At 34.4% G+C, this 14,775-nt stretch carries 17 protein-coding genes; 8 read left to right on the top strand and 9 right to left on the bottom strand.

What is annotated here, in order from left to right; genetic code table 11:
- Nucleotides 1–144: 144 nt before the first annotated feature.
- From AC6CHI_RS15945 to repM, 5 genes are all read right to left on the bottom strand, one after another.
- Nucleotides 145–435 (bottom strand): hypothetical protein, encoded by a 291-nt coding sequence (locus AC6CHI_RS15945; RefSeq protein ID WP_498122467.1) that lies wholly within the window; start codon nt 433–435, stop codon nt 145–147.
- Complete coding sequence (locus AC6CHI_RS15940; RefSeq protein WP_498122465.1) at nt 432–833, bottom strand: hypothetical protein; 402 nt, start codon at nt 831–833, stop codon at nt 432–434. Before AC6CHI_RS15940 ends, AC6CHI_RS15945 begins: the two co-directional genes overlap by 4 nt.
- 68 nt (nt 834–901) lie before the next feature.
- A complete protein-coding gene (locus AC6CHI_RS15935; protein ID WP_498122463.1) occupies nt 902–1,948 on the bottom strand; it encodes an Abi family protein in 1,047 nt (348 codons plus the stop codon).
- A 403-nt stretch (nt 1,949–2,351) separates the two neighbouring features.
- The gene (locus AC6CHI_RS15930) at nt 2,352–2,888 is read right to left on the bottom strand and encodes a plasmid replication DNA-binding protein (protein ID WP_498122469.1); all 537 of its coding nucleotides are present in this window, start codon (nt 2,886–2,888) and stop codon (nt 2,352–2,354) included.
- 84 nt (nt 2,889–2,972) lie between these two features.
- The gene (gene repM / locus AC6CHI_RS15925; RefSeq protein WP_498122461.1) at nt 2,973–3,896 is read right to left on the bottom strand and encodes a replication initiation protein RepM; all 924 of its coding nucleotides are present in this window, start codon (nt 3,894–3,896) and stop codon (nt 2,973–2,975) included.
- A 506-nt stretch (nt 3,897–4,402) separates the two neighbouring features.
- On the opposite strand from repM, the gene AC6CHI_RS15920 reads away from it, so the two are divergent.
- Nucleotides 4,403–4,675, top strand: coding sequence for a hypothetical protein (locus AC6CHI_RS15920; RefSeq protein WP_498122459.1), 273 nt, complete (start codon nt 4,403–4,405; stop codon nt 4,673–4,675).
- Between the two features lie 244 nt (nt 4,676–4,919).
- Here AC6CHI_RS15920 and AC6CHI_RS15915 read toward each other — a convergent pair whose 3' ends face one another.
- Complete coding sequence (locus tag AC6CHI_RS15915; protein ID WP_498122457.1) at nt 4,920–7,472, bottom strand: relaxase/mobilization nuclease domain-containing protein; 2,553 nt, start codon at nt 7,470–7,472, stop codon at nt 4,920–4,922.
- The gene (gene mobC, locus AC6CHI_RS15910; RefSeq protein ID WP_498122455.1) at nt 7,462–7,995 is read right to left on the bottom strand and encodes a plasmid mobilization relaxosome protein MobC; all 534 of its coding nucleotides are present in this window, start codon (nt 7,993–7,995) and stop codon (nt 7,462–7,464) included. Before mobC ends, AC6CHI_RS15915 begins: the two co-directional genes overlap by 11 nt.
- A 586-nt stretch (nt 7,996–8,581) precedes the next feature.
- Between mobC and AC6CHI_RS15905 the strand changes: the two genes are divergently transcribed.
- A complete protein-coding gene (locus AC6CHI_RS15905) occupies nt 8,582–8,842 on the top strand; it encodes a helix-turn-helix domain-containing protein (protein WP_498122453.1) in 261 nt (86 codons plus the stop codon).
- Nucleotides 8,843–9,138: 296 nt separating this feature from the next.
- Nucleotides 9,139–10,338 carry a hypothetical protein gene (locus AC6CHI_RS15900; RefSeq protein WP_498122451.1) on the top strand — a complete coding sequence of 400 codons (1,200 nt, stop codon included), beginning with the start codon at nt 9,139–9,141 and terminating at the stop codon, nt 10,336–10,338.
- A 72-nt stretch (nt 10,339–10,410) separates the two neighbouring features.
- Here AC6CHI_RS15900 and AC6CHI_RS15895 read toward each other — a convergent pair whose 3' ends face one another.
- Nucleotides 10,411–10,653: a hypothetical protein gene (locus AC6CHI_RS15895; protein ID WP_004762680.1), complete on the bottom strand. Its 243-nt coding sequence runs from the start codon at nt 10,651–10,653 to the stop codon at nt 10,411–10,413.
- A gap of 147 nt (nt 10,654–10,800) precedes the next feature.
- Between AC6CHI_RS15895 and AC6CHI_RS15890 the strand changes: the two genes are divergently transcribed.
- From AC6CHI_RS15890 to AC6CHI_RS15875, 4 genes are all read left to right on the top strand, one after another.
- Nucleotides 10,801–11,025 (top strand): helix-turn-helix domain-containing protein, encoded by a 225-nt coding sequence (locus AC6CHI_RS15890; RefSeq protein ID WP_026056423.1) that lies wholly within the window; start codon nt 10,801–10,803, stop codon nt 11,023–11,025.
- 439 nt (nt 11,026–11,464) lie between these two features.
- Nucleotides 11,465–11,632, top strand: coding sequence for a hypothetical protein (locus AC6CHI_RS15885; protein ID WP_498122449.1), 168 nt, complete (start codon nt 11,465–11,467; stop codon nt 11,630–11,632).
- 40 nt (nt 11,633–11,672) lie between these two features.
- Complete coding sequence (locus AC6CHI_RS15880) at nt 11,673–11,975, top strand: helix-turn-helix domain-containing protein (protein ID WP_498122448.1); 303 nt, start codon at nt 11,673–11,675, stop codon at nt 11,973–11,975.
- Complete coding sequence (locus AC6CHI_RS15875) at nt 11,962–12,858, top strand: reverse transcriptase family protein (RefSeq protein WP_498122446.1); 897 nt, start codon at nt 11,962–11,964, stop codon at nt 12,856–12,858. Before AC6CHI_RS15880 ends, AC6CHI_RS15875 begins: the two co-directional genes overlap by 14 nt.
- 282 nt (nt 12,859–13,140) lie before the next feature.
- Here AC6CHI_RS15875 and AC6CHI_RS15870 read toward each other — a convergent pair whose 3' ends face one another.
- Entirely contained in the window at nt 13,141–13,794 is a 654-nt protein-coding gene (locus tag AC6CHI_RS15870) for a DUF3800 domain-containing protein (protein WP_498122445.1), read from the bottom strand.
- Nucleotides 13,795–14,037: 243 nt separating this feature from the next.
- Here AC6CHI_RS15870 and AC6CHI_RS15865 point away from each other — a divergent pair, with 243 nt between their 5' ends.
- Nucleotides 14,038–14,358 (top strand): hypothetical protein, encoded by a 321-nt coding sequence (locus AC6CHI_RS15865; RefSeq protein WP_498122443.1) that lies wholly within the window; start codon nt 14,038–14,040, stop codon nt 14,356–14,358.
- Nucleotides 14,359–14,775 lie beyond the last annotated feature (417 nt).

Below are 14,775 nucleotides of genomic sequence, written 5' to 3'. Positions count from 1 at the left end.
TTGATATTTATATTAATATACAAGTGTACTTCGTATAACGGCCATTATGTTAAATGAAATACTTTTGGGTTTTTATTCAATCATCGATTTAGCTATTTGAAGTGGTATAAGAATCCACGCTTAGATGTGGACTCTTCTTAAAGTTCAACTTTCCTTAGGTTTTAATTTTTTATTTTTTAATAAATACCAGCTATCAGGTGGTAATAAACCTTGCCGATTAGAAGCTGTCTCTGCAAATAGAAATCTTCCATTAGCACCACGGATAGATGTAAATTCCTCATATAATTCCTGTGCAGAGCTATCAGATATCACATAAAAGCAATTTGGCATATCAGTTCGCCAGGTTTTTACTTTAGTCATTTGATTCAATGCTTCCTTGATATCATCTCTACTACCAGTTTTATCACTGAAAACTAATAAATATGATTTAGTCATTTTACAACCTCAGAAGATTTTCCATCAGTATGTTCAAGAACTTCTAGGGGAGCTGAAAGTTCTGGATTTGTAGTAAGTTTTTCTGACTGACCTACCAAGCGAGGATTTCTATCACCCTTCTGCTCACTCATCTCTAATGAAATTTTTTTAATCTGATAATCTTCGGATTGCAATTTATCTCGGTCTATAAATAAAAGAACCATGAAACCAAACATAGCCATTAAAACAGGTGCACAGCCTATGATAGAAATCCATAGGGGTAAAGTAGTGTAGAAAACATTAGCAGCAATAGTTGGAATACTAATAATTCCACATAGCCATAAGATGGGGTTCAATGCACTTTTGACAGTCAGTTTTCCTCCTGACTGCATAGCTTTCTGAAAAACTTGATGATCCATGTCATCAGCCAATTGAAAATAATAAAAAATTATATCCTATTGTTAGGTATATTTACTTCATATAAAAGCTAACTTAGAGGAAGTAATGCATATATATTCCCTTGATTCTTATATATAAGAAAAGATTCTTGCTGTTTTAATAAAGAGTTTAAGTTACGTTTCACTTGGCTCGAATGTAAAGAATGATCAAAATTTTGATATCTATTGATGTAGCTATTAAATCCAGCTTCAGAAATTAACCAGTTGAGATAATGGTAATTCTGAGATGATTTGTAATCTTGAGCTAAATTAATATCAATCCATTTAAGAAGTTCTATAAATCTATGGTGAATAATTCTCAATCGTTTGAAAGTCTCAATTTTATTAGTCGTTTTTGTACTTATAACAGTCCCTTTTGGTTGAGAAGTAATGGGCAATTCATCATAGAGATCTGGTAATTTCCATATAGGTTCATGATGTGCAATCCGATTCCTAAATTCATTTAATAGTTCTAAACGGTTAGATACCTGTTGGATGTTATCTGGCTTAAGCCAAGGATTAGTTGCAGTACTTGGAGAGCTTTTAGAGGTAGCTATAAAAGACTTAGTTAAACGATGGTTAGGAAGAATAATATCTAAAAGTTGATTCCATGGCATAGTTGAGTTTTTAGGGATTAATGAACACCAAAAACCAAGTGTTAGGCTTGCTACGACATCATCTGGAAATACGGGATTTCTTAAAGGCTTACCTGATTTATAGTGGTGGGTTTTATCTAGTATCTTTTGTAGGCTTTTATTCTCAAGCTGTTTATTTTCATACCAATTACATGAATTTTGAGTTCCTAAAGTATTAACATTTTTGTATTTAAATGGAGAACCTCTTGATACAAATTTTGTAGTGACTTGCTCTTTTTGTATGTTGTAAAAGTGAGAGCTAAGTGTTGAATGCAGCTTATTTCTTAGAACAATTTCAATAAGATTAATTACCTTAAAGAAAGTTACTGATACAGTTTCATTCCATTGATAACATGCAATTATTTCATTAGAAGTTAAATTATTTCCAAAATAGACTTTATATGAATTAATTCTAGAATTAGAAATAGAGTTAAAAAAAGCTAAAGCATCTGAAATTTGCATTAAAAATTAGCCTGTTACAAAAAAGTATTGTTTATTAAGTTAATAATGGATAATATTACGTTGTAGGCGCATATAACGCTAACTACTATTTCCCCTTTTTAGCAGATTTAGTAGGTTATTTGACGCAATGAATTCAAAAGGCAGCTAGCAATAGCTGCCTTTTCCTATTTTTAAACCTTAATTATCTGATTTCAATGTGGCCTCATAATTTTTTAATTTTACTAAAATTAACATAATGCACCTTATACGAAATGATGTATAATTTGTTCTATAAATCAATGTGATAGTTCCTAGTTTATAGCCCAGTCTACCATGACTGGGCTTTTTTTATGACTTTTCACGTTCCACGACTATTATTTGATCAATGTTTCACGACTTTGTTTAGACTGATTAAATAATTTGTTTAGCCATTCGGCAGAAAAAAACGGCTCAGAAAGCCCCGCTTCGGTGGATCAGGCTCGACATGCTCCGGCACTGCAATCCGTTTATTTTCTTTTTTAACCGGAGTAGTCAATCCCTCATCTTTCGTGTCAACGGTGCCTGGTTCTGGCTGTGCTGGAGTTGCATTTGGTTGGATAGATTCTTCCTTTTTCGCTTCAGCGATTGGTTGTTCAAGCTGTCCTTTAAACTCAATTCTATGCGTAAGATCCTCGATATGCTGCATCAAAGCCTTTTCTCTTTGGTTGGCTAAATCCAACTGATTTTTAAGTAATGAAATTTGATCTTTTAATACAGTTTCGACTTCTGACTGGACGTGTACATGTACATCCTTCTGTACGTGTTCAGTGCGTGTACTGGACTGAACACCTGAAGGATTTCCGTAGACTCTGATAAGTTCAGATAGGTCTATAAGACCATCATGATCCCTTGATAATTCACCATTTTTTATAGCTTCGTATATTGTTGTTCGTGATTTTTTAAAGGCTTTACTAGCGTCCATAACGCTAAATTTTGTTGTGTTCAATGGAATCCCTCAGTGCGTGTACAAGGATGTTCATCTGAACATCCTACCTGAACATGAAGTTTATTTTGCGTTAAATCCTACTTTTTTAAGATATGGTAGCAGTTCTTCAAATCTATTCTGCTCTTGCAGCATTTCTGCAATGCGAACTGCAAATTGAGCATAGCTTTCCGTACCTTGAGAATATTTATTCATGTCTGGCAGTTCAGAAAGCTTATTAGCAAATACGTGACGTTGCTTATCGGTAAGTTTTGAGAAAAGATCAGTTGGACTAGGTCTTTTACTATTTGTTGTAACTACTTTCTTTTGTTTAAACGTGAATGAAAAACCTGAAATGTTACGACCTTTTTTATGTTGTTCACATTTAACTTTAATGTCCGTGTGCTCATTAACTTGGGCAATAGCTAGATTTAATACTCGATCTTTAAAATTTCCCATTCTTGTATATTCATCATCGAGAACACCTATCTTTTGTCTGAATTCGGCTAGTTCGATAACAGGCGTTTGGCCTGTACTACGCCAAGCAATCAATAATTCGTATAAACGTACAGCATAAGCACTACTAAGCTCGCTAATTTGTTGCAGCTCGTACTTGGTGAATTGTTCTTCCAAACGTGTAATCAAGGGAACGATAGCTGGTGCAAATATCAACTTTACTGTTGCTTCATCGTCGATGTATCTAATTTCACTAACCCAACGACTTAGAACATTCTCAACTTTTCCTCTTTTATTTATCTCTTGATAGCTAAATTGTCGGGCGAATAAGTCTTTACACGCATCTTTGAGGGCTTGATAGGCTGTTTGTCTTGCAACATTAAATTGGTTTACATAGCTCTCTGCATGAACCTCTAAAGGATCATTAGCATTAATCCCTTTTCCGCTTTCTCTGGCTTCAACAATAGCCAATAGGATTAAACGTTGTTCTACTAAATCCAAGTTATAACTAGCATTAATTAATGCATTATCTTTAACAACTAAATCCCGCATCTTATTTATCTACATAATTATTAATGAATATAAGTCTATACTAATAATTATGTAGATTTATGCAAGGTAAACGTAGCTAAATCTTCATAATATTTTCTGTAGACTTAAGGTAGGTAAACGTAGTCATATTGGTAGGTAAACGTAGTCATATTGGTAGGTAAACGTAGTCATATTGGTAGGTAAACGTAGTCATATACTCTCTGTATCCCTTTAAAATAAAGGCTTTCAGCATGTCTAAAAGCATTTAAAAACTTTAAAAATAATTAAAAGCCCAGGACAAGAAAAATTGCCCTTGGTTTTCGCTACGCTCAAACTCTATTGAATCTCGCTCGCGCTCGATTCTTAGGGGGCAATTTTTTGGTTGATGTTCTCGTGACTTTAAGAAAAAGCAAAAGCAATTCGGAATTCGCTTCGCTCATATAACTTTTTTACTACTTAAATGAGCTCATTTACGCATCATTTTTCTAAAATTTATATGATGCATCTTCTTTTAAGAAGGAACTCATATGAACTACTGTGACAAAATTGAAAAATCTTACATTCTGTTATCTTCAAACATTAATTATGATGATGATATTGCATATTTTTCATTACATTTTTTAAATGAAGAAATCATCACTATAGAAAGTAATAGTTTATTAGCTGTTCATGAAAGCTCAATTTCTTTATACATTCACAACGAATATAAAGTTATAAAAATAGATCACAAATGCAAAAAAGAAACTCAAAAATTAAAGACTCTTTTTAAAGAAGCATGTGCATATGAAGTTAAAAATTAGCTTTATTCCCGTGACTTTAAGAAAAAGCAAAAGCAAGATCAAAAGCAACTCGGAATTCGCTTCGCTCATAAAGCTTTTTTACTCGCTACGCTCGGTCTAGGCTCAAATATAGAATCATCGCTTTGCTCGGTTAATCTCGTTTAGCCGCACAAGGGAGCTTGTAATCAGAGAAAGAGCAGGGCGAAATTTTTATATCGCTCAGTCGCTCGTAGACACTCGCTCGGTAAATCATTGTTTAGATTAACTAAAAATTAAAATCTAAATCATTTTGGGGCTTTGTTTTGTATTCAGGTTCATAGGTATTCTGAGAAACATTATGTTGAGAGGATGGGTTTTTAATTTGCTCAATATCACGTTTGATATTCTCAAAATGCATTAAACAGGTTTGGTATGCAGCTCTGTGCTGTTCAAAACGAGCATTTTTCGGCTCTAAAATTTTCTCGCATTGTAGGTATTTCAGCATGCGCTGATCGTTTTGGATGATTTGCTCAATTTTGTCATAGTCCAATCCGTTCAGATTTGAGCTTGCCCGACTCATATAGGTTTCTAAGTTTCCCGCTTTTTTCTGTGTGTAATCCATCAATAGTAATGCGTCCTGGTTCTGGAAGGCTTGCTGTTGTTTGTCACATAGTTCTTTGTGATAGGCGACATAATCTGGGTAATAGTTGTCATTGCGCAATGAACTGAGATGAAAATCTGTGGCTGGCTTTGGTTTGAGCCGGATTTTCACTACTGTTTTTTCTAATTGTTCAAGTTGTTGATTAATTCGATTAATCTTTCTACCGTCTTCCCAAGCATATTGATCTGCTCGCTTTGCATCTGCAAATCTTCGTAAAAGTTGTTGGGTACTTTCAGTTGCGAGATTTTCAAGAGTGCGTTCTTGAGATCGGTCTGCTGTGTGTTGATATTCAATAAAATTGGTTTCAATGCGGTTTTCACTAAGTCGCTGACAATGCTGTTTAAATCCAGTTGCTTCAAAGCTTGTGTTAATTGCATCTGTAATTGGATCAGCACATTGTTCTGAAATGCTTGCTGTAACTGCCCCGAAAAGTTGCCCTGTTCGAGCTTTGAAAGCTCCAGTTTCAGCGCTGAAATCAAGGCCTGCTGGGTTTCGTTCTCGGTTTTCAAGTTGGTGATTTTGTTTTGTAAGCTCTGCTCGACTTCGCTGTATTTGTTCAAGATGCTTTTTAATGAACTCACTTGTTGATTCAATGCGTTGTTTTGCTCTGCTAACAAGTTGATTTGTTGAATCAATAAGTCGTTTCGTTGCATCAATAAGTCGTTTTGTTCTTTCAAAAAAAGGTCGATTTCGGTTTGCATGATTTACTTCCTCAATTAATTCATGTTGCGGTTTTGATTTAAGATTATTTGTGAGTTTTGCTGAATGACTTCGCGTTGTGCTTTGATCGTTTTGAGGTTTGAGCTGGTCTGATAACTGAGATATAAACTCATTAAAAGAATCAGCACTCCAAAAACTATCATTCCGTATAGGAGGTAGGTTGCTCTCTGAGTACTCAATTTTTCCGTGATTAAAATCTGTATGTCGCTCTCGATCTGCTCGCTTTGGTTTGCTAGTGCTTGTTGGACTTGGCTTTGGATACTCTGCTGCAGGCTCTCTTGATCGATCTTGATGCTTTTCAACTGGCTGTTGATGTGCTTCTGTAGTGCCTGGATTGATGTTGAAAACGAATCGATGCTGGTTGTGACGGTTTTGATGCTCGATATATCGATATTCGATAGCTGTGCTTGTAATACTTGTATTTGCTCCGTATAGCTCGTTGTGAGCGTTTGTATTGCTTGGGGTGATAGATTCTTTATCTCTGTCAAAATCGAGCGTAGATGCAGCTCTAGGGCTGTTGTCGTCTGCTGTAAATTGTGTAAAAGCGTGGTGCTGTTGATGATAGGCTTCTCGCTTTGCTCGATAAGTTGCTCGAAGTTGATCAGCGTCTGTGAGAGCTGCTGCAAGCTCGTTTGCAGTTGGCTTGCTTTCTGCTGCTGCTCTGACATGCTCTGTATAAGATTCAATTTCGAATTGTTCATGATAAAAATCGCCTTTGAGTCGATGTGTTTTGCCATTCTTGAGTGTGATTGCTAAAAAATTTTTGCTGGGTTTTATCGAATCAATGCCGTCGAGATGCTCGATACATTCGACAATATCTGCCCTGTTTCCTACTGTTTGAGTGCTTAAAAGTGCTCGAACGTAGTTATCAAATGCTTTACAAAACTGATTTTTGGTCAGTGTCTCAATGTCCTGGCTTGAAAGAATATTTTTTGCTTGTGCATTCAGTTTTGCGATGTGATTCGGCTCTTGTGTGGTTTGCATCAAAAGCAGGTCATCAGGACGTGACCACTGATATTTTGTGTTGAAGTAGTCTCGTAATGAGTCGAAATGTTTCTCATGCCCTGGCGGTGCAATATTCAGTGATTTTCCGCTTTCTAAGTCGATCCGTGGCGTTAAAACGTGGATGTGCTTGGAGCCGTCTTGATCCGTATGTAAAACGGCAAAAAGGTGGTATTGCGATTGCTCCAGTCCTGCGAATGCATGTTGTTCAAAGTCATCTAAAACTTCTTTAATCTGCTCGTCTGTTGGTGCATCTTCTTTGGACCATGTAATCACGCCACTGGTGTATTTCCATAGATGCGGGCTTGCATCACAAATTGCGTTAAAGGTGGTGGCATCACCCCTTAAAACTTCAACGCCTGCGCGTACGTTGCCTAGATGGTCTAGTTTATCGAGTACGTATGAGGATGCTTTTGCTGGACTGCCTTTGCCATGCTCGAGGAATTTAATATGCACTCTCGTCAACCTCCGCTAAATCAATAGACTTGGGTTCAGCAGTGGTCTTTTCTTCTTCGAGTTGTAAATCTTTTAATTGCTTTTGAAGCCGTTCTGGGCGTTGCTGACTGATTTTTGGCAGTGCCGGGAAAACTTGTTCTAGTTCAGTTTGGATGGCTTTTAAAACTAAAAAAATTTTTAAAATATCGAGTTTGCGCTGTTCCTGCGGATCTGCGTTTTTGATGATGTTTAATGCACGTGCAATCTGATTAATGTTGTTGCCGATTTTTGCGAGTTCGAGCAATAAAGCTGGATCAGTTTTTTGGTAGCGTTTAACGACTTCGACGACTGTTTTTACTTTTGTTCTTGCGGGTTTTGTTTCGTCATGGGTCTGTTGAACAGTGACTGCATTTTGCATGACTTCACGTTGTATTAATGAATGAAGAAAATCTGAAAACTCTGAGTTTTCTTTTTTAAGATGAATTTCGAGTTGCTTTAGTTGCAATTCAGTCAAACGAAATGACTTTGTTTTTGTGCGTAACATGTCAGATTCTCAACGTGCTTTTGCTCTTGCTTTTCGGGGTCTTAGGGGTGAAACCCCTAACAAGTCCCTGTATGTAATTTTTGAAAAAAATGTAATACAGGTAGGCTTGCTTGGGTCACGTGCTAGGGTCTGAACTCGTTATATCAGCATTGAAAAAACAAAGTCTTTTTGAAGGAGAAAATGGCTTGATTTTTTATTCTGGCGTGATTTTTGGGTGAAATTGGGGGATAAAACTATTATTTCTGTTCTTTAAAATGATGCTAAAAATTGGGAGAGACTAATCATAAACAGGGGAATTTTAAATCTGTATTTACTTGATGACATAAAACTATCTTTTAATTACTTAAGTATTTGTATATAAATAATTTAATCTTAATTTTTTAAAGTAATCCAGCTAAGCTGATTCCCTAGTTTTTTCTATTTTTCTGAAAAACTAGGGAGTTAAAAAGTTAAATAGTTTCTACAGTCTTTGCTCATTAAATAATCTTAATCTGATGTATAAAGTTCGCTATATGGCGAATTTTATACTTAAAATATGTAAAGTTTGCTATATAGCAAATAATAGAGTTTGAAATTCGAGATAAAAATGGCTTCTAGAAAAGAAATTGGAGAAAAAATTCGGTCAGCAAGAAAAGAGCTAGGTTATACACAGAAAATAGTCTCAGCGAAATCTGGAGTCAATAAAACAACGATTTCAGAAATGGAAAATGGTCATTTTAGAGGGTCTTTCGACCTATTTGAAAAGGTCCTTAATAGTGTCAAATTGCAGTTCGAAGTCGTGCCCAAAGAACATAAATTTCCGAGTTGGTATGAAATCGAATCTTTATTCAAAGAAGATGATGAATAAAGCGAATGCCTATAGCCGATTGCTCTGATGAACGGATTTCGTAGATGAGGTTCTATGTTAATAAAGCTTAAAGATTATTGAATGGTATAGAAAAATAGTCCTTTTCTACTTTTGTTATTGTAAATTTCTAAAAAAATTATTATTTTAGAAATTAAGGTCGCCTACCATACTTGCGCATGAGTAGAAAAGGGATTCAAAAATTTAATGTCTTATTTTTAAGTCATAGCAAAATTTAATTTTCTTAAGTATCAACTCGTTTGGTTCTTAGCATTTAAACATGCGTTGCTAGAAGTCTTATGACACCAAGGATTCTTTGTATAAAGAGTTTAGAGTTGGAAGTAGAGAAAATTATGTCTATTCAAGAATTCGCATTTCAACTATCTAAGAAAATTCAGGATCAGCATTCGGTAAAGATTAGCCGTTCACATATCTATGAATTGATTGCTTTAGATCAAGACTATAAGACTTATAGCTCTTTTGTTGCTCAAAATCTATTACTTGAAGCTCAATATGATGATTCTGAAGAGTATTATCAGCACGAATTGGTTGATGCTCTAACTCTAGAAATATTGGAAAATCCGCCTGAAACAGATTATCTAAATTATAGTGAAGATGATCTTCATTGGGATGATTATGAAGGTAATGCTCTATTGGAGCAGATTAGAAAAATTATTATAAGACTTAAGGTTTTACTGAAGTTAGATGCTTCAGATGAGTTTTATTTGTCGATTTCTAAAACTGTCTATCGAGAACTTTTATGGCTTAATTTAGAAGTTATTAACTTCAATGCTGTAAGAGAGGAATTAAGTTATATCAATTTTGAAAATGGTAAGGTGAATGACCTAGAACTTGGGGGTGATTATTTCGAGTTTTCAAAAATTGGGGCTATTTTTGAGAAGATTTTATCTTATGCGAAAGATCGTGAGAATGCTGATGCTTATGCTCTACTCGGGGCCTACTATCGTTATTTAGCAAATCAGATAGCCCCTTATGGTCGACATGGCTCAAATTTTGGAAGTCGTTGGGACAATCATAAACAAAAATATATCAATTCTGATGAGACTAAGAAAAATAAAGAAAAGTATGAAGAATACATAAAGCAAGCTGAACACTTTGAATCTTATATTAAAAATTCACCTATGAATCTTCATGAAATTAATTTGGATGCAGACAAGGAAACAGTTTACAACCAGATTCTGTACTTGTGTAATCGAGGTGATACGAGTGCTATTGAATACTTCCTGTATGAAGAAATTTTCAAAAATCATGGAGAAGCATGGTTATACATCTACTTAGCTCAAATGTGTGGAGTTGATTTCACGCAGGATGATTTTAGAGCCTACAATGCTTATACAGGTGAGGATTATGATGACTATGGACCTATGGAAATCGCAGGTCGTGAGGCAATTCAATATGCTATAGATTTATCAGAACTAGATGTTGATAAAGATAATTTAGCTAGGAAGATTGCTGCAGAGTTATTTGAGAAAATTTAATTCATAGTCTTATAAAAAAGAGAATTTGAAATCTGTATTTGACTCATAAAATACAGATTTCATTATCATCGTTTAACATCCTGGGATAAGTTGTAGAAAGGCTGCTCTAACTTCAGAAAATTCGGCTTGAGGGTGATCTTGTAAAAAATATTCGGTCCAAATGAATGTTGCTTCATGGCCGTCATAGCAAGGATTTACATCCAGATAAAAAGCCAATCGTGCTGTTATGCAAAGTTCAAGATCATTAATTAATGTCAATCCAATCTTTTTTGCTTGAGAAGAAATAAGAAGCTTGGGCTGTACGAAATGGTTCATAAAACAAGTCCTATCAAAAGAGTAAAATTGCTTGATAAGAACATTTAAACACATAAATAATGTGTCAATCACATTATTTATGTGTTTAAATGTAAATAAATGATCTGTGCTATACTTTTCCATCAGAACAATTCTGCTTTTAAAACTATGCCTTACGAAGAATTTCAAAGACTTATAGGTAAGTCTGGCCTTTCTATTAAAGAATTTGCAGCGCTTTTAGATATGAATGCGAATTCAATTACCAACTATAAAAAGAACGGTAAAGTGCCCACTAGCATTGCAGTGATTGCGATCGTAATTTCAGATATGAAGGATGATGGTCTGGACTTTTATCCAATTTTTGAGAAAGTTCGAGCTTATCGTGATCAATAGAGTATTTGATGTGAACCCAATTAAAGATTTAATTGGGTTCTAGCACGTGCTGCTGCATTTCGTAGATGAGATTTTATGTTAAATAGCCCTTGAGTTTGGGTATATCATTTCTGTATAGATCGAATTACTTTTTAGATACAATTTTATTTCGCAAATAGCGAATTTTAGTGTTGTATTTGTGAAAAAAATAAATCATATTAATTGGGTTACTGCTAGATGCTCATAACCCGTTTTTTTATTTAAACCGAAAGGTTTGGAGGCTTAGCCTCAAACTCTGGGGGGATACGGCTCTTTCGATAAGATCTGACCGATAAAACCACAGTAGTGACACTTGCTAACGGAGCAAGTGTCACTTTTTAGAGGGTTAAAATCTGAAAACATAGTGTCATTTCCATAAATGCTAACGGGACCAATTTTGGTTCATTTATGGAGTAATAAAATGATGTTCAGTAGCTTTCAGATGCCATCTAAATGGCAAGCGATTAAGAAAAAAATTTTTAGTCGTAAGTTCTTGTGGGGCTTGATTAAATTGTTAACTTACCTTGCACGAGTTATCGTGAAAGTACTAGGTGGTGATGATTTTGATGACCCTTCGAACTCTGTTTAGATGGTTCTCTTTAAAAAAGACAATCAATGGGACTCAAACGATGATTAATGATGCCTTAGTTGCTATACGCAAATATCACGGCATATCTCAAACAGATTTATCTACTCAATTGGGAATTTCAAATTCTTATTTATCTGAAATTGAGAAAGGTAAAAAAAAACCTAGTTTAGAACTTCTTGAAAAGTATTCTAAACAGTTCGATATGCCTCTATCTTCTCTTTTATTTTTTTCAGAAAAACTAGATGACGGTCGACCTTTATCAGTAGCAACTAAATTCAGGCTAGCTTCTGCTAAAAAAATTGTTCGTCTTATGGAATGGTTATCTGATAATGACAAATCTTAGCTATGCTCATTTAAGCTATGTTGAAAAATTTTCTCTCGAGGAGAGAAAACTTTTCAACATAAAAAGTAAAAAATATTTAGCTTTCGTATTGAAAGAAGAGCGCTCTCTTCTGAAAGAAATCTCTAAGAATCCTCAAGAATTCTATCGATTTGCACCAAAAACCATTGAAAAAAATGGAAAAAAGAAAACTCGTAATATTGAAGAACCTAATTTTATTTTAAAGCCGATACATAGAAAGATTCATATACTACTTAGTGAAATTCCAGCACCAGATTATTTATTTTCAAAGAAAAAGTCTTCTTGCGTACTTAATGCTAAAGCACATGCGAATTGTCATGGCTCAACATTAAATATAGATATTGAGAACTTTTTCCCTTCGACATCTCGTATCAGAGTACAACAATTTTTTGGTTATTTTTTACAGTACCCAAGAGATGTGGCAGATTTCATGGCAGATATATGCACTGTGAATAACCATATCCCAACTGGGAGTCCATTAAGCTTGATGCTAGCATTCTGGGCTAATAAGCCTATGTTTGATGAATTAAATAAACTAGCGGCTAGTCGTAAAATAAAAATGACAATTTATGTAGATGATATTTCATTTACAGGGGTTGCTGTAAATGACAACTTTAAAAATAAAGTGACTGAGATAGTTACTAAATATAATCATAGTATCAACGCGGATAAAGTTAGATTTTTTGGAGAAAAATTAAGATTTATTAATGGGATAGCAATAAGCAGGCATAGTTTAAGACCTAGTAATAAATTATCTAAAGAAATACGATCTCTTAAAAATATAAGAGATGTACAAGATGCTAATACATTAGGGGGGAAACTTACTTATATGAACTATATTAAAGCGATAGATTTATTGTATTGATCCCCTAAAATGGGGTTTGTAGTCGATAATTAAAATTAATTTCATGTATATATTATTAATTTTTTAGTATTTGTTAAATTAACAATCTTAATCGGTTATAATTGCCACTGAGGAGCTGTGCTTACTTTTCGTATTTAACCACGAGAGGAAAAGTACCATGAAGCTGAAACCAGTAATTGTAAGAGCTTATCAACGTTATAGAAATGGACAGTGGGAGCACGTTTGTAAACACAGACGCTCATTACCAAATCGATGATGTTGGTTCTTAGCTCCTCACCTTTTTTAAAAGAATAATACCTTATAGCTAATACAGTCTTTTAGTAGATTGAAATTTGTACTATTGGTGTCTTCAAAATGAGATTGAATACATCCTGATAACATATCAGCAAATTGCAAATTAAGACTTTGATCACTTGAAATTGGTTTGTAATTTAATTTAGTCGTAACCTGCTTTTCAAACCACAATTGTGTTTGTAGATAGTCTGGTAAGCTATTACCACTTTTTACTTTAATTGTTCTTGGATCTGGTATGAATGTTACCTCATCATACTTTGCCATTTCATTTAGCAAAAGTTTTGAAATCATATAGTTATATAATTTATTTGAATCTGCTCGAATATGTTCTTGAACATTTTCTTTACGTACAGTCATGCTCATATATCTAATTTGAGGATTCGTAGACCTAAGGTTTTTGGCTTTTGTAGAAAAATCTATCTTTTCTTGTGGGGACATATGTGCCCATTTTTTTTCTTCATTTGTTGGCCAATTGAATTTATCGTAGAGCCTTTTAATAACTTTCTTAGGTCTTTTTACATCTTCAGATGGAGTTATTACACATGCTATTGTTAAAAACCGGCTAGATCCACCTTGCCTATAAGGATGATCAAAATTCCAGCCTAGATCACCACTTTCATCTAAATAAATACATGCTTTCATAAAATTACAGGCAAAAAAAAGTGCGACCCCTAGGACCGACGCCAATTAATTGACGCTTACGATACTCAGAAGAGCGTCGCAGTTATCTAGGATTTACTCGCACAGTTGAATTATAGGGACAATTTAAAATAATACAATTACTGCTTAGTAAATATTTTAATCTATTAGTTAACTTATTACACTAAAAATTACTTCTTGTTTTAATTCAAAAATTTAGTTTTTCAAATTTAGAGTAGAAATTATATGTTTACAGATAGTCGTAAGGATTACATTCCTTGTGTGGTAAAAAGTTTAAAAATTACAACGATTTATTTGAGTGAAGCTGAGTTTCAGAAAGTTTTTGGAACTATTCTTATCTATAATAAAAGAAATACTACATATCGTGATAGTGATATAAATGGGAATACATATCACCGTAATTTAATGGAAGCTGAATTTTCATTTGAAAACGTTATAGATCATGAGCCTAACTTTTTTGAAAAACATGAAAAAATTATCAGAGATAGGTTGAAAGAAAGTTTTAACTCAGATTTTATTAAGTTCGAGTATTGCTATCGTGATTAGACAATAAAAAAAGCCCGACATCCTGTCGGGCTTTTTCGTATTGGGTGTTTAGGTATAACTCCTGTCGTACCTCACGTCCTGGTGTCGCACTTATTATTATTGTTTTATGTGTTGGAACATCCTGTTCTCTATGTCTCCATCATATGAAAATTAGTAGGGATGCCATAGACGCTATGGTCCCTAATTGATGTCAGCCTGAGCTTACAACATTGCTCAAAACTTACCCCAAGGTTTATCCGCAGAAATTGCGGATAGTTTCGGGACTGGATGTATTGAGTTATCAGGGAAAAGTCATAATTTGAGCGTTTTTTGATCGATTTTATTGGCTGAAAGTGACAAATCTGTTCAATAAAAAGCCGACTTGTTTCAAAATCGGCATTTTGTGCATTTTTTAACTTGGGTGAAATTTTTAAGTAA

Source organism: Acinetobacter sp. GQ146 (assembly GCF_059758585.1).
The sequence above is the reverse complement of the archived record's forward strand: the minus strand, read 5'-3'. Positions and strand labels throughout refer to the sequence as shown.

Coding starts and splice junctions, on each gene's coding strand:
- AC6CHI_RS15945 (WP_498122467.1), bottom strand. CDS start 435: ATGACTAAATCATATTTATTAGTTTTCAGTGATAAAACTGGTAGTAGA.
- AC6CHI_RS15940 (WP_498122465.1), bottom strand. CDS start 833: ATGGATCATCAAGTTTTTCAGAAAGCTATGCAGTCAGGAGGAAAACTG.
- AC6CHI_RS15935 (WP_498122463.1), bottom strand. CDS start 1,948: ATGCAAATTTCAGATGCTTTAGCTTTTTTTAACTCTATTTCTAATTCT.
- AC6CHI_RS15930 (WP_498122469.1), bottom strand. CDS start 2,888: ATGGACGCTAGTAAAGCCTTTAAAAAATCACGAACAACAATATACGAA.
- repM (WP_498122461.1), bottom strand. CDS start 3,896: ATGCGGGATTTAGTTGTTAAAGATAATGCATTAATTAATGCTAGTTAT.
- AC6CHI_RS15920 (WP_498122459.1), top strand. CDS start 4,403: ATGAACTACTGTGACAAAATTGAAAAATCTTACATTCTGTTATCTTCA.
- mobC (WP_498122455.1), bottom strand. CDS start 7,995: ATGTTACGCACAAAAACAAAGTCATTTCGTTTGACTGAATTGCAACTA.
- AC6CHI_RS15905 (WP_498122453.1), top strand. CDS start 8,582: ATGGCTTCTAGAAAAGAAATTGGAGAAAAAATTCGGTCAGCAAGAAAA.
- AC6CHI_RS15900 (WP_498122451.1), top strand. CDS start 9,139: ATGACACCAAGGATTCTTTGTATAAAGAGTTTAGAGTTGGAAGTAGAG.
- AC6CHI_RS15895 (WP_004762680.1), bottom strand. CDS start 10,653: ATGAACCATTTCGTACAGCCCAAGCTTCTTATTTCTTCTCAAGCAAAA.
- AC6CHI_RS15890 (WP_026056423.1), top strand. CDS start 10,801: ATGCCTTACGAAGAATTTCAAAGACTTATAGGTAAGTCTGGCCTTTCT.
- AC6CHI_RS15885 (WP_498122449.1), top strand. CDS start 11,465: ATGATGTTCAGTAGCTTTCAGATGCCATCTAAATGGCAAGCGATTAAG.
- AC6CHI_RS15880 (WP_498122448.1), top strand. CDS start 11,673: ATGATTAATGATGCCTTAGTTGCTATACGCAAATATCACGGCATATCT.
- AC6CHI_RS15875 (WP_498122446.1), top strand. CDS start 11,962: ATGACAAATCTTAGCTATGCTCATTTAAGCTATGTTGAAAAATTTTCT.
- AC6CHI_RS15870 (WP_498122445.1), bottom strand. CDS start 13,794: ATGAAAGCATGTATTTATTTAGATGAAAGTGGTGATCTAGGCTGGAAT.
- AC6CHI_RS15865 (WP_498122443.1), top strand. CDS start 14,038: ATGTTTACAGATAGTCGTAAGGATTACATTCCTTGTGTGGTAAAAAGT.